The sequence below is a fragment of the Bartonella sp. EBT8 genome (assembly GCF_055796165.1).
In genome coordinates this window covers 93,468-110,746 of the sequence record NZ_JBTTDJ010000003.1, presented here as the reverse complement: position 1 = coordinate 110,746, position 17,279 = coordinate 93,468, and the positions used below count along the sequence as shown (strand labels likewise).

Sequence of the window (17,279 nt, the reverse complement as noted above, 5' to 3'; positions counted from 1 at the left end):
TAAGCAGAATTGAAATGAGAGAATCTTAGGATATTCGGGCTTCTCATCCATTATGTAAAACAGTAAATTATCCTTATAAAACAATGTGCTGTATAAAGACATGACACGAATTTGGATAATTTGAGTAAATATTAGTATTATAAGGAACATTTCTGTCCCTATATAAGTTTATTTGAGGGCTCTTAAAACAATAATTCCTGGTGTTTTTGTTACATAATCCATAAAAGGGGAATCCACTACTTTTTCATTTTCTTTTCGTGAAGAAGCATTTCGGAACATTGGACCATTCTCTGTCATGATGAAAAAACCCACATGGGTTACATCCAATCCAGCAAGTTTGGTGTATATACCAATGAAATCACCGGTTTGTAAATGACTTATAACCTCTTCATTAATAAAATGACTTGGAATATAAGTTATGTTGCGTTTAACAATTGGTAATCCGAGAAGGTAGTTTCCACCGTCAGCTTTTTTATTGAGATATTTTTCAGTGCTTACTGCATAGGGGCTGAGCTGTGCGGTGATGTCATTTGCAAGTTTATATTCTCTATAAGCCCAGTCAGTGAAAAAATGCTTCCTCTTCAAAAAGTTTATATTACCATCAACATAACGCGTTTTGATAACATTATTTATGAATTCTGTTTGCGAAGTTGATTTCCGTAATGCTTCAACATAGTCTAGATAAGTGAAACAATCTAAACCTCTAAAATCAATTATGAGTTCTTCTGGTACGTTTTTTGAACCATGCAACATATTTGCTTGGTAAGGTGTTCCTAAAAAAGCTCCTGATAGAAAATCAATCATTTTTCCTGTCTCGTGGTTATCGATTTTCGAGCGTTCTTTAAGAAGAATATTGAGTTTCTTTAAAGTATAGGGATCTAGATTTACTTGTTTTTTTTGCTGTGTTTCCGTTTTGTTTTCAGGCGTTTCTTTATTTCCGTCAGATGTCTGAAAATCACATCCTGTAACCAACGCGGAAATTAAAATGAATTGGAATATTTTTCGCATTTTTTCACCATTTTTAAATTTAACAAAGAGTTTCTTTTGCGTTAGTCATATTATCTTGCGTTAATTATTATAGAGTAAAATATCATTTTCTATTTTTATAGAGCATCTTTATCAGCAGTATTTTTATTTGAAGAGAATTGGCGGTGAATTGTTATAATATAATTTGTATGCATTTAATTCATTAAAAGAAATTTTTTAAAAATATGATTCTTTATAAACTTATAGTTTTGCGCATTTAGTACAATGAGAATTTTTGATATTTTTTTGTTTTTACTTTCGTTATAGTTTTTGTGAGAATATGTTATGTAGCTTTAATAGCAGATAGAGTTTAGAATTGTAGGGAAAACAATTTGCAGGCTATAAGTAATCAAAAACTTGATTCAAAATTTACCCATCGTGGGCTTATTTTAGTTTTTATTATTTTGTTATTGGATTTTATCAGTATCGCAATCATTAACCCTATTTTACCTGAATATTTTGCTCAGTTGACAGGAAAGGATATTAGCAAGGTTTCTGGGGAAAGAGGAAGATTACTTATGGCTTATTCAGCAATGCAATTTTTATTTTCTCCATTTATTGGCAATCTCTCTGATCGTTATGGTCGACGTCCTATTTTGCTTATCTCTATTATCAGTTTTGCTCTTTATAATTTTATCTTTGCTATAGCGTGGAGCTATTCTCTGTTGCTTATTGGGTGCCTTTTGTCAGGGATAAGTAGTGCTAGTTTTGCACTCTGTACAGCTTATCTTGCTGATCTATCTGACGATAGAACTCGCACCCGCAATTTTGGTCTGTTAGGAATTGCATCTGGGCTTGGGTTTGTTTTAGGCTCATTTATAGGCGGTTTTTTAGGTCAATTCAGTCCACGTCTTCCGTTTTATTTTGCGGCCGGTTTTTCTCTTATTAATTTCATTTTTTCATGGGTTATGCTTCCAGAAACGCTTCCTATATGCAATAGGCGCTCCTTTGATATTAAGCGGGCAAATCCTTTAGGTGCTTTTTTGCAACTCAGACAATATCCCAAAGCTCTTTGGATGTTATTAGTTTTTTTTCTTTATTGGTTTGCGGAATCTCTATGGCCAAGCATTTGGGCATTTATTGCTAAAGAACGTTACAATTGGAGCACGTTTTCTATAGGATTATCTTATAGTGTTTTCGGTATAGGTCAGATTATTGTGGTCTCTCTTATTCTGCCTTATTTTTCTAAGCGATGGAGCAATTGGCATATTGCGATGTTGGGGCTCCTGTTTGCATTGGTTGCTATGGTTGGCTACACATTTGCAATTCAAGGCTGGATGATTTACTTGGTTTTTGCGTGTACTATGCTTGAATACCTTGTTCATGCGCCTATGCGCGCTATTGCTTCAGCACAGGTGCCGGCGAATGCGCAAGGAGAATTGCATGGAGCGATGACATCAGTTGTTTCATTGAGTTTAATATTTGGTCCCATTTTTTATATGTTTCTTTTCGAACAATTTACACATGAAGATGCGGACTTTTATTTTTCTGGTGCTCCTTTTGTGGGAGGCTTTTGTGTCCTTATCGTTACTACGATAGTTTTTGCTTTACGGGTCCGCTAATTCTTTAAAGTTTTTATTGATGAGAATTTTTCCAAGCTTCATAAGGTAAAGAAAGCTTATGAGCTCTAAAAGAAGATCACATTTATAGTTATACTGAAAAGTAATATGTTTTTGCGAAATGAAAGAACATGGTTTAGGGAAAGAAGCTCAAAAGAAAAGCATTTCAATTAAGCTATCTTTTTATAATTCATGATAAGATCACTGAAATGTTGAAAGAGGTAATGGCTATCTTGTGGACCAGGGGAAGCTTCAGGGTGATGTTGAACAGAGAAAACTGGTTTTCCAATAATGCGAATGCCACAGTTTGAACCATCAAAGAGGGAAATATGTGTTTCTTGGACATGTGGTGGTAAAGAGCTAGCATCTACAGCAAAACCATGGTTCATTGATACAATCTCAACTTTTCCGGTGTTCAGATCTTTAACAGGATGATTGGCACCATGATGTCCTTGGTGCATTTTTATGGTTTTTGCTCCAAGAGTCAGGGCTAAAAGTTGATGACCAAGGCATATGCCGAAAAGCGGTAAATTATGATCAATTAACGTCTTAATAGTTGGAACGGCGTATTGCGCTGTCGCTGCTGGATCGCCTGGACCATTGGAAAGAAAAATACCATCAGGGTTCATTGCTAGAATTTCTTCTGCATTTGTATGGGCAGGCACGATGGTAATGCGTGCATTCTGTGTCGCCATAAGACGAAGAATATTACGCTTAATGCCATAGTCGATTGCAATGATATGAATATTGTGCACATTGTTTGTCTTATAGCCTTTATTCCAGATCCATGGTTTTTCATTCCATTGTCTTAAGGATTGAGATGTAACTCCTTTTGCAAGGTCAAGATTGATGAGACCAGACCATTTTTGTGCACGCTTCTTTAACGAAGGGATATCAAAATTCCCATGAGGATTATGTGCAATAATAGCATTTTGAGCACCTTTTTCTCGGATAAGAATGGTTAGTGCCCGTGTATCAATGCCGCAAAGTGCAATAATTTTACGTGCTTTAAGCCATTGATGCAGGTTTTCATTTGCACGATAGTTGGAGGGCTGCGTAATGTCTGCTTTGAAAAGAGCACCGACTGCGCCATGACAGTTGAGGGGCGTGAGATCTTCGATATCTTCACTATTCGTCCCTACATTTCCTATATGAGGAAATGTAAAATTAATAATTTGTTGCGTATATGATGGATCTGTAAGAATTTCCTCATAGCCTGTTATAGCAGTGTTAAAACAAACTTCACCTTCAGCAACGCCTGTAGCACCTGCTCCTTTACCTTCAATAACTGTTCCATCAGCTAATACTAAGAGAGCTGTAGGTTTTTTTATACTCCAAGGATCGCGAGATGGGGTAGTTTGTGTCATAGTGAGCGCCTACAATTTATTTCTGAAAGGTATACCAATCAACATCCCACAAAAGTGTAACAGCTTTTGTGTATATTGTTTGTAATGTTTTGCTTGAGAAAGAGAGTATAGGTACATTGTCTGAAGAGGTAAAGTCCTGTTTTTAAATTTTCTAAAATCATCGATATTAATTATTTTTTACCATGCAATGAATGTAAGACATAGAATAATTTAATGATTGCTGAGAAATTATTTTCTGATTGAACAAAATTAGGGTAATTTACGTTGTCTGACAAGATTGGTGGTGCTCTCAAGCCTGCTTTGAAGGTGTAGAAGAGTATGTATCGTGCCGTTCTTTTGGGTTAGTTAATCACTAGATTGAGAGATCGTGATATTTCTTTATTATGATGAAGAAAAATCAGAAGTGAGAGATCATTATATACAGTTTATTTTAGTTGAAATTCAGAAAACAAATCAAAAAAATGAAATAAAATACAATGCCAATGGGGCTTTATAAAGAGTTTAGTTGCTTAAAATTGCTAGAAAAAACAAAGGGATGGGAGTTATTTATAAAATTCTTCTCCATTAACTTGATGAGATGGAAGAAAGGAAAGTCCTTTCCGTAGGGTTGGTACAAGAAAAGAGAGAAAATGAAGTGAACTGTGACAGCTTATGGTGTACTTAAGGGAAAATACTATACAGGTATAGGGAAAATAAATTTTTCTAGAATTGGTAAGAGCTTCATAAAAAAATTCAGTAAAGTTTATTGAGCAACAAAGTGCATCTGTAATTATAATAAGCAATTCTTGACATAGATATATAAACTAAAGATAAGAAGTGAAACTCATTAGAAAAAATTAATGTAAATGAGGGCGTTAAAAGAAAAGAATGAGTCTTTTTTGTTAATGAGTAAAACATCTGTGATCTATTTTATGCTCTTCTTTAAGATGTTACTTTCTTTATTTATGCGGGATTTGTTGTGTAAAGTGGTGAAGCCGTTAAAAACAATTCGGTTAGCAGCAGTGGTTTATCCTTTAATCGCAAACGAGAACGGCGCGCCCACAATGCGCCGTTTTGTCCGATATGAATGTAATCGCGGGTTAATTTGCCACTTTTAAATAGATAGTGTCCCAATGGTTTAGTTCCCAAATGCATCAGTTCTTGATTGTGTTCGAAGAGAGTTTCTTGCGGGATTATCGTGCGTCCAAGAAGCCAAGGTTGATTGTCTCCCATCAGGATAACTTCGCGTAACCAGTAACGTGAGCTCTCAGGGAGATGTTTCGCTTCCTCTTTTAGTTTATCCCGTGTAATGAAACATTCACGTTGTGGTTCGACACGTATACAGGTACAGTGTTTTTTCAATCGAAGTGTCATCGAACCCGTTTCCATGAGCCAGTCACGGATATTTTCTGGTATGAGGTGGTTTTGATCAGGTAGCCACTGTAAAGGTGGCAAGATGGAATCTTTGGGTTCAGACATCATTTTACTCCACATCTAAAACCATATTCCGTATACTATACTGAATAGTATAAAAAGATGTTTGCAATCTAATACAGAAATGCAAAGGCAGCAAGATTTTAAATAAAAAGTTTTAAAGGAAAAATTGAATCGGAAACCTTTAAAAGGGGCTTTTATTCTTTATACTCCAGAAGCATATTTCAATGATTTTAGAAAAGTTTTAATTGATAAAAAACGAAAATAAAAGATACTGAAAAAAGAGTAGAATAAAATTTTTAACATCTCTTTGTTCCTAGATCAAAATTTAGGAGAGGTATGTGTTGAAGAAATCAGATATTAAAAACAGTGATCTTTAAACGCTAATTTTAAAAGGAAGCTAGTACAGTGAAAGAACACTGTTATCTTTGCTGATATAAATAGGTTGTAGCATAGCGATTGAGGATGGTAAGGTGCAAAAGCTTTGTATCGCTTTTAGTTTAACAACAAAATAACGGTGATCCCAAAGGGATGGGATGATAACCCAAAAAGGATGGTAATGCAAAAATATTGCTAAAACACCCACCCCTCACTTGCTCATTCGCGGTAATTTAAAAAGCTACAGCAACGATATTTCAATTTTCTCGTTTAGCACCCAAAAGTGCCTTGAAAAAATGAAAAGGTGTCTTACGAGCGAACTTTTCTTCCTATCCATATAAGAATGCAGGCTCCTATAAAACCTGAAATGAGATAGCCAAACCAACCAGCAAAGCTTACGCCTAAAAGGCCAAAAACAAAACTGGCTAATATAGCCCCAATAATTCCTAAGATAATGTTTAGAAAAACTCCTGTTTGGCTTTTCATAAAATATTGCGCAGCCCAACCTGCAAGGCCGCCGATAATAATAGCTGCAATCCAGCCGATATTTGCGTCTTCCATTTATATTCTCCTTTGCCTGAATCTTAAAACTAGGGTAAGCTCGACAAAGATCAAGGCTAACTCTTTTGCCTTGGGGATAGATAGAGGAATGCTCCTCTTGAAAACTTTATTATATTTTACTTTGCTGTTTTCTCAATTGATGCGAACATCTTATACGTGCAATATTGTATCTCTAAAATCACAAAAACACACCATTACCCGCATAATACCAAAAAATGCTGAAATTCGCAATTGTTTTCCGTAAAGAAAAAATGTTTGTAAAAGCGCATTGAGAGCATATAAATTGAATTTATGAGGAGATTTTTTTGCCAACTCTTCTAACAAGTTTTAAAAAGACTGAAAGGATATAAATAAAGAAACAAGAAAAATTATAATTCGAGAAGTTTGAACGGAAGCTTGTCCATACGATACCAATGATCCTTGAAGTGATCTTTAAGGCTGTTGTTCTTTAAATTTTTACAAACTGTTGTGTCAATTGAATCTTTAAAAATATTATAATTTTTGCAAACCGATGGCGTTTTATCTTTCTCATATTCCATTTTTTTCTTAGTGCTGTGGATCGGTTTAGTCTTTAGCAAGCTTTGATTGGACAAAGACATTTAAAGACGTGAATGCGCAAAATTTAATAATCGATGGAATATGTTCATTGTTCAAATATTCTCAAGGTGAAGGTTTAGACGTTTGTTGTTCAGTAGGATTACGTAGGCGGGAGTTTTGAAGAAGTCCTTGCGCTTCTAAAATTGGGTAGATCATTGAGGTTAAAAGGGAGTTGATTTGTTTTAAATCGCGTACAGTGTCGAGATGAAGGCTGGATGACTCTATGTTTTTAAGGTCACCTTCACGAAGGCGTTTAAAATGCTTTAAACTCATCTCTTTTTCTAAATTTCGGAGCTGGTCTTTTTTCTGCACCAATAAATGTGCGGTATGGGTGTCACGTGAGACAAGAACATTAAATGCGATATGCGCATTGGCTAAAACAATGGAATGGAAGCGCAAGAGATCATTCCATCCATCGCTGCTAAATTTTAGACCTTTTTGTTGTTTCTTTTTAACAAGCATAAGCATATTATGAATAATGATGTCTCCTGCTTGATCTAATTTTATACAAGCACCTAGAAGTTCTTGTGTTTGGAGGGCTTGTTCATCAGACAATTTTTGTCCAGCTAATCGTGCAAGATAAAGTTTAATTGCAATATGCTTTTTGTCCAGCATTGTGTTTAGCTGATTAAGCTCACGGATGATATCGGGATCAGGTTTTTCATAAAGTCCCATGATCTTTTCTAGCATAATATCCACAAGATCACAGATATGGATAACTTCACGCATGACATTAGAAAGTGCTAAAGTTGGGCGCTCAAGAACGCTATCATCAAGAGCTGTTTGATCAGATAAATTCAGTGTTTTATCACTTTGTGTTTTTTTTGTACTGATGTGAACAATTGTGGTGGTTAGTTTTAAAACCGCTGTTGAGAGGGGTATCCCGGCAAGGAGAATGAAAACATTAAAAATGATATGGGCGTTGATAACTTGAGTAGAGGGGGTATTGCCAAGCCATGTGATTGGTGGTTGAAAGAAGAGAAAGAAGAGAAGGATCAAGATTGAACCGGCTCCGCGCATGAGCAAATTCCCCAAGGGCACGAGGCGGGCATTAGGGGAGGCATTGCGTGTTAAAAGCGGTGCTATAAGAGAGGAACCAAAATTAACGCCAAGGACCATTACAACACAGAGTTGGGCATGTATAAGGTCATAGTTGGCAAAATTGACCAGCAAGATGATTCCTGCAATGGATGAATGTAAGAGATAAGTGAGTGCTGCTGCCAATAAAAAAGTAGAAATAGGATCTGTTGAAAGATAACGAATGATGCTAGGTAAAAGAGCGCTATCCCGTAAAGGCTCAGTGGCTGAACTGATCATTTGTAAAGATAAAATCAAAAGACCGATGCCAATGATAATACGTCCCATTTGACGCCACTCACGTTTTTCAGTTGTCATGAAGATACTTGTGCCAATTAAAAGACACAGTGGCACAACAAGAGTAAGGTCATAGGAAAGAATTTTGACAACAAATGCTGATCCTAATTCTCCTCCACGGACAGCCATCAGTCCTGCTACACCAGAGACAAAACCAGATTCGACAAAAGAACCAACAAGGAGTGTGATTGCTGTAGAGCTTTGTAAAATCATTGCTGAAAAAAGTCCGAAACTTACAGCAAACAATGGTTTGGAGATGACATGACGCATTTTATATTTAAGCCTGTCACCATAAGCGCGTTCAACGCCTGTGCGTACCATGCGTGTTGCCCAAAGAAGTAAAGAAATAGCGCCGGCAAGATGAAGGAGTACCAATGAACCATTCATGATACTTTCTCTTTCTTTGTTGTTATAAATAAGGTTGATGTAAAAAATTCATGCATTGAAGCTCATTATTTTACTTTTCTTTCGTTTCTAATACATGACGAAAATCATAACCACTCGGATTTTGAAAAATCTTTAGACCAAAACTAGGAAGAATGGAATAAAGGTGGTCAAAAATATCAGCTTGAATTTGTTCATATTCTAGCCAATTTGTTGTGTTGGTAAAACAATAGATTTCCAAAGGTAAACCATCAGGTGTAGGAGGTAATTGTCGTGCCATCAGGGTCATGTTTTGTTCGATGTTTAAATGCTTTTTTAAATAAGCAACAACATATGCACGGAAAGTTCCAATGTTGGTTAAACGGCGCGTATTGGCTAACACGTCATGATTTTTATCTAATTGAGTATTCCATTGATTAATTTCTGGTATTTTTTGTGTGAAATAATTTTCTAACAAATTAAATCGGGATAGATATTGTTGTTCTTCTTCTGTGTGAAAACGGATGCTTGATTGGTCAATAAAGAGCGACCGTTTAATACGCCGTCCACCTGCTTCTTCCATGCCACGCCAATTCTTAAAAGCGTCGGTTACCAATTTACGAATAGGCACAGTCGTGATTGTTTTATCAAAATTTTGAACTTTAACGGTATGGAGTGCAATTTCAGTGACATCGCCATCGACATCGAGGCTGGGAATTTGAATCCAATCACCGACACGGACCATATCGGTAGATGAAATTTGGATGCCTGCAATGAGAGACAGAAGTGTATCTTGGAAAATCAGCATGAGGACGGCGGCCATTGCACCAAGACTGGAGAGAAGGATAAGTGGTGAGCGGTCAATTAATGTCGCTACCATGAGAATTGTAGCTACAGTAAAAAGCGCAATTTTGGCGATTTGAATATAACCCTTTATTGGTTTTAACCGCGCCGTTGGCTGTTGTTCATAAAGGATATTAATAACATTAAGAAGGGAAGAAATTGCAAGGGCAACCACAAAAATAATGAAGGCATTAGCAACATTGCCTATAATAGTGTTGAGAGCATCAGGAAGTGTTGGGATAAAATTAATGCCGATTGAGAGAGTAAAAGCTGCAACAATGTTCGCTATATACCGAATAGTGGATTCAATATCAGCGGTAGTATTTTTAGGGAGAAAAGAAGAAAGCCGTTTTGCTCCGTGAAAGAGAAGGCTTCGTGCTAAAAAATTGACTAAAAGCGCAATGATGATAAGAATAATGAGCCAAACAATAGATTCTAGCAAAGGATACTGAACAAGAAATTTTATCACTTTTTTTACTCTCCATTTCTGAAAAATATGCGGTTGAACCTTTAAAACTTTTCAATCGCTTAAAAGGAAGTGTTGGAATTATGCTCTAAAGTGGTTAAATATGCAAAAAAGAATTTTTAAACTCTGTGAGAGATAATGCGTTTTTCGGCCGATTTTCTTGATGACCTTCGCACTAGATTGCCAATTTCAACAGTTATTGGCCAGAGGGTGATCTTTGATCCCAAGAAAAGTAAACCTTCGCGAGGAGATTTTTGGTGTTGTTGCCCATTTCATGGTGAGAAGACTCCAAGTTTTCATTGTGATGATCGTAAAGGACGCTATTATTGTTTTGGTTGTGGTGTGAGTGGTGATATTTTTACTTTTCTTTGTGAGCTTGATGGGTTGCACTTTTCAGAAAGTGTAGAGCGTTTGGCTGATTTTGCAGGGATCAAATTACCTCTTTTTGATCCACAAAGTCATAAACGTCAAATGGAAAAGGCTGATCTTTATGATGTTATGAAAATAGCTACGGATTTTTTCCAACAGAGCTTATATGATAAAGCTAGTGTGAATGCGCGTCGTTATCTTGATGCACGTGGTGTGACACCAGAACTTGCAAAGCGTTTTCGAATTGGTTTTGCTCCAGTGAAACGGACAGCTTTAAAAGAAGCTTTAAGTGCGCGCGGAATTTCAATCAAACAAATGGAAGATTGTGGATTGCTCAAATTGAGTGAAGATAATACGGTTTCCTATGATCGATTTAGAAATCGTATTATATTTCCCATTGAAGATTTACGCGGACGTGTGGTGGCTTTTGGAGGGCGTGCGTTAGAGAAAGATACACCAGCAAAATATCTCAATAGTCCCGAAACAGTGCTATTTCACAAAGGAAATATGCTTTATAATGCAGCAGCAGCTCGCAAAAATAGCCGCTTCGTTGGCGATGAGAAAATCCATTCACTTGTTGTGGTTGAAGGTTATATGGATGTCATCGCGTTGACTAAAGCTGGTTTTGAAGGAGCGGTAGCACCTTTGGGGACAGCGTTAACGGAAGCACAAATTGAGCTTTTATGGCAGATGGGATCCGATCCCATTTTGTGTTTTGATGGAGATGATGCTGGCTTAAAAGCTGCTTTTCGTGCTGCTGATCGTGTGCTGCCTCTTTTGAAATCAGGCGTTTCTGTGCGCTTTGTTTTGTTGCCACAAGGTAAAGATCCAGATGAAATTATTTCTGCTGGTGGTGCACAACTTTTCTCTTCTTTTTTGCAAAAAACAATTCCGTTGATTGAACTTTTGTGGCAGCGTGCTGCTTACGGAAAGAATTTTGAAACTCCAGAAGCACGGGCGACGCTAGAACAACAACTAAAACAACAAATTTTTACAATTAAAGATCAAGATATACGCCGTTATTATTTGCAAGATATAAAAAAACGGCTTTTTGATTTTTTTCGTCCCTCTTTTTCGAAAAAAAAGAGTACAGGGCGGTATCAACAGCCCTCCCACAATAGGATCCTAAAAGATCACTCTTTTTCTGTTTTGGAAAATTCTGACATAGTGCGTAATTCGTCGCAATCTATTCCTTTGCGTGAAGCAGTTATTTTGTTGATTTTAGCTTACTATCCTGAGTTATGGTATGAAAATTTTGAAGTTCTTGCTGAATTGGAGTTGCAAAACAGTCAATTAGTCTGTTTTCATCAATCTATGTTAGAAATTCTTGGGGATCAGCAGCTTCATGATAAAGAAACAATGATTGCGCTCTTAGAGGAAAAAGGGCAAACAGCTCTGTTAGAGCGTATGAAACATCTTGTGCAACATGTTGGCATGCGTACTGTTTTTATTGGAGCTCCTATAGAAGATGCTCGGGCTATATTAAAACAGGCTCTCTACTTGCATCTTCAAGAACACCACCTACATAAGAGATTACAAGATATTGAAGAGCAACTTGTAAGGAATCCTAACAGCGAGGTCTTTAATCTGCTTCGTGAGATAAAAAGTGAGCTGGAACAGATGCAAGCGACAGAAGCGTTAATTGAAGGATTTGGAAGTTAGTTGGATAAAAAAATAGACGGGAATAACCAAGATACGATAAAATGATTCGCTTTTTTAATGCGAATCAGTCACCTAAGGCTTAAGATGAGGAAGTTTATGTAGAGCGACATTTTTATAAAGAATGACGACTGGATTTTAGGAAAAGCGGGAAATTGGTTCTTACTATATGCTGCAGAGATTATCTCAGAAAGGCTGAGAGGTGTCGGGGAAACTTCTTGAGTTTTCCCGCGTTTTTGTGTGAATGAAGTACTTATTTCGAATGTATTCTTTCTGATAGTAATCTCCTCTAAGAGGAAGTATATATTGGAAAGGTTCCGATACGTTAGGTAAGAATGAGAAATGCTGGTCACGTGGAAGCTGTGGAGTGATCAAGTGGAGTTACGGTATGGCAACAAAGGTTAAACAGAAAAATAATGTGGAAGTAATAAGCCAAACGAGTTTGGATAGTCCTCTTCTTGATTTTTCTGATGATGCCATTAAAAAAATGGTTAAGCTCGCCAAAAAAAATGGTTATGTGACAATGGATGAACTGAATGCAGTTCTTCCATCTGAAGAGGTTACGTCTGAACAAATTGAAGATATCTTGGCAATGTTTTCTGAGATGGGTGTTAATGTTGTTGACGATGAAGATGATATCGATTCTGAACATGATGAGGAAGAAGTCACGGTAGAGGGAGGAGATCTCGTAGAGGCTTCTAGTCACGCGATTGCAACGACAACGAATAAGCGTGAAGTTACAGATCGTACTGATGATCCGGTGCGCATGTATTTACGGGAAATGGGAGCCGTTGAACTGCTTTCGCGGGAAGGCGAAATTGCCATTGCCAAACGTATCGAAGCAGGGCGTGAGACAATGATTGCAGGACTTTGTGAAAGCCCTTTGACTTTTCAGGCTCTCATTATTTGGCGTGAAGAATTGAAAGAGCAGCGTATTCTTCTTCGTGAAATTATTGATCTTGAAATGACTTATGCTGGTCCAGAAGCAAAGCAGGCTCCTCTTGTTGAGCGAAGTGAAATTAATAAGATAAAAGAGGAAAAAATATCTTCTGGTATGCGCAATATGGAGGGGATTGCGGGAGAGAGAGGCGTTGAGGATGAAGAAGATGATGAGGATGATGTTAACTTGTCGCTTGCTGCAATGGAAAATGAACTCTGTCCCCAAGTCATGGAAACATTGGATTTTATTGCACAAACCTATGTAAAATTGCGGAAATTACAAGATCAACATGTTGAGAGTAGTTTGGCAGAGCGTAAAGAGGGGGCTCTTACATCCTCACAGAGAAAAAAATATGTTCAATTAAAGGGTGAGTTGATTCAAGCCGTAAAATCTCTTTCTTTAAATCAAAACCGTATCGAATCTTTGGTTGAACAGCTTTATGACATCAATAAGAGATTGATTCACAATGAGGGTAAGCTGAAGCGAATTGCTAACAGTTATGGTATTGGTCATGAGGATTTTTTAAAAGAATACCAAGGACGTGAACTAGATGCAGATTGGATAAATTATATTGCGGCTTTATCAGGATCAGGGTGGAAAGAATTTTCAAGGCGTGAAGGAAAAGAAATTCAGAGATTGCGTAGCGAAATACAAAATCTTGCACAAGAAACTGCTATTTCAATTGGTGAATTTCGTCGGATTGTTACGCAGGTGCAAAAAGGTGAACGCGAATCAACAATTGCTAAAAAAGAAATGGTCGAGGCTAATCTCCGTCTCGTGATTTCAATTGCAAAAAAATATACCAATCGTGGTTTGCAGTTTCTGGATCTTATTCAAGAAGGCAATATTGGTTTGATGAAAGCCGTGGATAAATTTGAATACCGCCGTGGGTACAAATTTTCAACTTATGCCACATGGTGGATCCGTCAGGCAATTACTCGTTCAATTGCTGATCAGGCACGTACTATTCGTATTCCTGTTCATATGATTGAGACAATTAACAAAATTGTTCGTACATCACGGCAGATTCTCCATGAAATCGGACGGGAGCCTACACCAGAAGAATTGTCGAGTAAACTTTCTATGCCGTTAGAAAAAGTACGAAAAGTCCTTAAAATTGCAAAAGAACCTATTTCACTCGAGACACCTGTTGGTGATGAGGATGATTCGCATTTAGGTGATTTTATTGAGGATAGAAATGCGTTATTGCCGATTGATGCTGCTATTCAAGCAAATCTACGGGATACAACCACGCGCGTGCTGGCTTCATTAACGCCACGTGAAGAACGTGTTTTGCGAATGCGTTTTGGTATTGGGATGAATACAGATCACACTTTGGAAGAAGTTGGGCAGCAATTCTCAGTGACAAGAGAGCGTATTCGACAAATTGAAGCAAAGGCGCTTCGTAAGTTGAAGCATCCTAGTCGTTCAAGAAAATTGCGTAGTTTTCTCGATTCTTAACAAGGGCTTTATGTCTTTTCCAAGAATGTATCATTTTCTTAAGGAATGTGGAAAAGCATATTTCATAGAGTTTTTAGGGTACCTTCTTAAAAAAGGAAACGAGACAAGAGTTGTAAAGTATTTTGTGATGTGCAAGGGAATGATTTTAATTTCTTCATCATAAACAGGATTAAATTCAAAGAATCTTACGATATTCAGAATCCCTATTCAAAATGAAAAAACAATGAATTATCTTTATCAATCAATGTGTTGTCTAAAGGTTGTCTTGGCTTTTATCATAAAGATAGCAAGATAGGTGGGATGAAATCATAGAGTGTTTTTTCAAAAGAATGAACGAATATTTCAAGCTTTACTCTGTCTATAATGGTAAGTTTATTAAGAGATATGATATCTTAAAAGAACCTTATGGGTAATGTCTCGACTTTTTAGTGACAAAGATGGATTCTTTTTTGCTTTATGAGGTTGTTCACACAAGCGATTTATCTCGATATGTACGAATCTCAAGATTCCATTGAGGTTATATTATTGTTTGAGATTGTGAAAGATTGAGAGTCGTGTATTTTAATTGTTTTTCTTCGCATAAAGGTTTTTTCTAAAGAAAAAATATCCTTATTAAATTTGTTTTAAAAAGATTGTCTTGAGGCAATGAAGTAAATTTAATGTTTTTTAAAAAACGAAAATTGGTGAAATTGTAAAGATTAAATTATTTTATTGCTCTTGTTGATAGATTTTTTTCTCTTGAAAAGATATGACTGATTTTATGAATGAAGAAGCTCCCTTTTGGAAAATAAAAGAATTGGAAGAAATGACCATTTCTGAGTGGGAGAGTATTTGTGATGGTTGTGGGCGATGTTGTTTACACAAAGTAGAAGATGATGATACTGGCGATATATATACAACCAGTGTCGCTTGTCGTCTTTTAGATGGAGAAACTTGTCGGTGCCGAGATTATGTTCACCGCAAGTCAATTGTTCCCAATTGTATATCGTTGGATATTGCAACGGTTAAAACAGCTCGATGGCTTCCGGAAAATTGTGCTTATCGGTTGGTTAATGAGGGAAAAGACCTTCAATGGTGGCACCCACTGATTTCAGGGAATTGGCAGATGGTCCATCAAACACAATTTTCGGCGCGTGAACAGATAGAAATTTACGAAGATGAATTAACCTCTGAAGAGGATTACCTCCATCATATCACCGGTCTTCTTTGTGAAGGCTAGTGATATGATTATTTCATGCAATAGTTTATAATTTTGTGCTTTAGTCTATAGAAAATACTACGCTAACATTGACGTTATAACCCAATTCTCCTCCTGAGAAATTTGTATCGGCGTCGCTTGCATGTACTGCACTGCTCATAAGACGTGGGCGTGGAGAGTAATTATCATTATTTTCATTGATTCGAATAATTTTTCCTAATTTTAAATTTGCTGCTTGTGCTATAGTTTCAGCTTTTTCAATGGCTTCAGCGATAGCTTTTTTACGTGCTTCTTGATAAAATGGCTTTGTATCAGCGTTGGTGAAGGTAATGCCATTAACTGAGTTAACGCCCAGAGTCATTGCTTGATCAAATATTTTACCAGCATTGGCAAGGTCGCGAATACGCACTGTTAAAGAATTTGAAACATGATAGTATTTCTCATTATTCTTTTTTTCATGATGTTGATCAGAGCTATATTGGTAAATGGACAAGCCTGATGTTTGTAAATCATTGGCTTGGATTCCATTGTTTTTAAAAGCAGTTACAATATCATTCATAGATTTATTATTGGCTGCTAATGCTTTTTGGGCAGTTTTGTCCTCTGTAACAACGGCTAGGTTAATAATTGCCATATCTGGTGCTGCTTGACTTTCACCAGTTGCAGTAACTGTAATCGTTGCGTTTTTTATTTTGCTTTCTTCAGCATGTATGGAAAATGAACTGGTTAGCAGTGTAAGTATCACCATAATTATTTTAACATTATAATGGTTCAATGATTGGAAAATTGTTTTTTTCATATCTGCTCCTCTATATTTATCAGGTTACTACTTTCTCATTTTTGGAAGTTTTTGTAAATAAATTAGAGTAGTAGCGAAAAAAACCGATAGATAAAGAAAAAAAGATGAGTTATAATTTAAACAAGCCCTTGTATCATAGGGCGTTTTAGTTTAGAGAAAAGCAACCTGTGTGGGGCCTGTAGCTCAATTGGTTAGAGCCAGCGGCTCATAACCGCTTGGTTGGGGGTTCGAGTCCCTCCGGGCCCACCATTATAAAGTTAAGTGCGTTATAGAGAATCCTTGAGATTTTTTCTCCTTCATTTTTTTCTCTATTGTGGGGTGGTTTCTTATTCGTTCTCTTGGTATAGAGGAGTGATATTTTCATCAATTTAGTCAAAACGGCTCTGATTGATGACATCTTAGCATCTCTCTATTAAGCTTATATACAGTCCTTAATCTATGAATTGATTTTTTAATTTCTGTTTCTGTGTATTTTCCCAAAATAGGGTGTTAAATTTCCTTTGATGAGTTCGTTTTTTCCCCGCAAATGAATCTTATTATTAAAGACTGAGCAATTTAAAGGCTTTTGTTGTTCTAGGTAAACCCAGAAGGAAATATTTGCTTTAAAGTGATTTCTTTATTTTTTTATGAATGAACTTAACTCTTGCATCTTTGAGTTTGATCTAAACTGCATCAGTATGATTCAATCTTGTACAAAAAAAACAGTTTGTAGATGTTCATAGGCACTGTATATCAACGATATAACATTTATCTCTGTTGTTTTTCCAAGGTGGAAATTTTTTCTTTTTTTGAGGAAGAATTTTTTAGAGCTGGAAATCAGGTGTGCTTCTAAAAGTTTTTGATTAATTGTTTTTTAAAGCTTGTTGAGTATTTTTCAGAATATTTTGTGTGGATGTGTTCGTGTGT

The 17,279-nt window shown here is 36.6% G+C and carries 11 protein-coding genes and 1 tRNA gene; 5 read left to right on the top strand and 7 right to left on the bottom strand.

The genetic code is table 11. The features are described 5' to 3' along the window. Positions 1 to 168 precede the first annotated feature (168 nt). On the bottom strand, positions 169 to 1,008 hold the full coding sequence (locus AC0QT4_RS03360) for a DUF1460 domain-containing protein (RefSeq protein ID WP_473200313.1): 840 nt from the start codon (positions 1,006 to 1,008) through the stop codon (positions 169 to 171). A 350-nt stretch (positions 1,009 to 1,358) separates the two neighbouring features. On the opposite strand from AC0QT4_RS03360, the gene AC0QT4_RS03355 reads away from it, so the two are divergent. Beyond that, positions 1,359 to 2,588: an MFS transporter gene (locus tag AC0QT4_RS03355; RefSeq protein ID WP_473200312.1), complete on the top strand. Its 1,230-nt coding sequence runs from the start codon at positions 1,359 to 1,361 to the stop codon at positions 2,586 to 2,588. A gap of 167 nt (positions 2,589 to 2,755) precedes the next feature. Here AC0QT4_RS03355 and carA read toward each other — a convergent pair whose 3' ends face one another. The 5 genes from carA to AC0QT4_RS03330 form a co-directional block, all read right to left on the bottom strand. Continuing rightward, positions 2,756 to 3,952 (bottom strand): glutamine-hydrolyzing carbamoyl-phosphate synthase small subunit, encoded by a 1,197-nt coding sequence (gene carA / locus AC0QT4_RS03350; protein ID WP_473200311.1) that lies wholly within the window; start codon positions 3,950 to 3,952, stop codon positions 2,756 to 2,758. A gap of 942 nt (positions 3,953 to 4,894) precedes the next feature. Next, positions 4,895 to 5,413 carry a chorismate lyase gene (ubiC, locus tag AC0QT4_RS03345; RefSeq protein WP_473200310.1) on the bottom strand — a complete coding sequence of 173 codons (519 nt, stop codon included), beginning with the start codon at positions 5,411 to 5,413 and terminating at the stop codon, positions 4,895 to 4,897. Positions 5,414 to 6,052: 639 nt separating this feature from the next. Next, entirely contained in the window at positions 6,053 to 6,304 is a 252-nt protein-coding gene (locus AC0QT4_RS03340; protein ID WP_473200309.1) for a GlsB/YeaQ/YmgE family stress response membrane protein, read from the bottom strand. A 660-nt stretch (positions 6,305 to 6,964) separates the two neighbouring features. Further along, positions 6,965 to 8,662 (bottom strand): Na/Pi cotransporter family protein, encoded by a 1,698-nt coding sequence (locus AC0QT4_RS03335; RefSeq protein WP_473200308.1) that lies wholly within the window; start codon positions 8,660 to 8,662, stop codon positions 6,965 to 6,967. 70 nt (positions 8,663 to 8,732) lie between these two features. Further along, positions 8,733 to 9,950, bottom strand: coding sequence for a mechanosensitive ion channel family protein (locus AC0QT4_RS03330; RefSeq protein WP_473200307.1), 1,218 nt, complete (start codon positions 9,948 to 9,950; stop codon positions 8,733 to 8,735). A gap of 135 nt (positions 9,951 to 10,085) precedes the next feature. Between AC0QT4_RS03330 and dnaG the strand changes: the two genes are divergently transcribed. From dnaG to AC0QT4_RS03315, 3 genes are all read left to right on the top strand, one after another. After that, complete coding sequence (gene dnaG, locus AC0QT4_RS03325; protein ID WP_473200306.1) at positions 10,086 to 11,978, top strand: DNA primase; 1,893 nt, start codon at positions 10,086 to 10,088, stop codon at positions 11,976 to 11,978. A gap of 385 nt (positions 11,979 to 12,363) precedes the next feature. Beyond that, positions 12,364 to 14,376, top strand: a complete 2,013-nt coding sequence (gene rpoD, locus AC0QT4_RS03320) for an RNA polymerase sigma factor RpoD (protein ID WP_473200305.1) — start codon at positions 12,364 to 12,366, stop codon at positions 14,374 to 14,376. A 748-nt stretch (positions 14,377 to 15,124) separates the two neighbouring features. Further along, positions 15,125 to 15,595 carry a YcgN family cysteine cluster protein gene (locus AC0QT4_RS03315; protein ID WP_473200304.1) on the top strand — a complete coding sequence of 157 codons (471 nt, stop codon included), beginning with the start codon at positions 15,125 to 15,127 and terminating at the stop codon, positions 15,593 to 15,595. A 40-nt stretch (positions 15,596 to 15,635) separates the two neighbouring features. Here the strand turns inward: AC0QT4_RS03315 and AC0QT4_RS03310 are convergent, their stop codons facing one another. Then, positions 15,636 to 16,373 (bottom strand): SIMPL domain-containing protein, encoded by a 738-nt coding sequence (locus tag AC0QT4_RS03310; RefSeq protein WP_473200303.1) that lies wholly within the window; start codon positions 16,371 to 16,373, stop codon positions 15,636 to 15,638. Positions 16,374 to 16,545: 172 nt separating this feature from the next. Between AC0QT4_RS03310 and AC0QT4_RS03305 the strand changes: the two genes are divergently transcribed. Further along, positions 16,546 to 16,622 (top strand) — tRNA-Ile (locus AC0QT4_RS03305). The last annotated feature ends 657 nt before the right edge of the window (positions 16,623 to 17,279 follow it).

What these genes read in the sequence shown, in the direction of transcription:
- AC0QT4_RS03360 (WP_473200313.1), bottom strand. Translation starts at nt 1,008, where the DNA reads ATGCGAAAAATATTCCAATTCATTTTAATTTCCGCGTTGGTTACAGGA.
- carA (WP_473200311.1), bottom strand. Translation starts at nt 3,952, where the DNA reads ATGACACAAACTACCCCATCTCGCGATCCTTGGAGTATAAAAAAACCT.
- ubiC (WP_473200310.1), bottom strand. Translation starts at nt 5,413, where the DNA reads ATGATGTCTGAACCCAAAGATTCCATCTTGCCACCTTTACAGTGGCTA.
- AC0QT4_RS03340 (WP_473200309.1), bottom strand. Translation starts at nt 6,304, where the DNA reads ATGGAAGACGCAAATATCGGCTGGATTGCAGCTATTATTATCGGCGGC.
- AC0QT4_RS03335 (WP_473200308.1), bottom strand. Translation starts at nt 8,662, where the DNA reads ATGAATGGTTCATTGGTACTCCTTCATCTTGCCGGCGCTATTTCTTTA.
- dnaG (WP_473200306.1), top strand. Translation starts at nt 10,086, where the DNA reads ATGCGTTTTTCGGCCGATTTTCTTGATGACCTTCGCACTAGATTGCCA.
- rpoD (WP_473200305.1), top strand. Translation starts at nt 12,364, where the DNA reads ATGGCAACAAAGGTTAAACAGAAAAATAATGTGGAAGTAATAAGCCAA.
- AC0QT4_RS03315 (WP_473200304.1), top strand. Translation starts at nt 15,125, where the DNA reads ATGACTGATTTTATGAATGAAGAAGCTCCCTTTTGGAAAATAAAAGAA.
- AC0QT4_RS03310 (WP_473200303.1), bottom strand. Translation starts at nt 16,373, where the DNA reads ATGAAAAAAACAATTTTCCAATCATTGAACCATTATAATGTTAAAATA.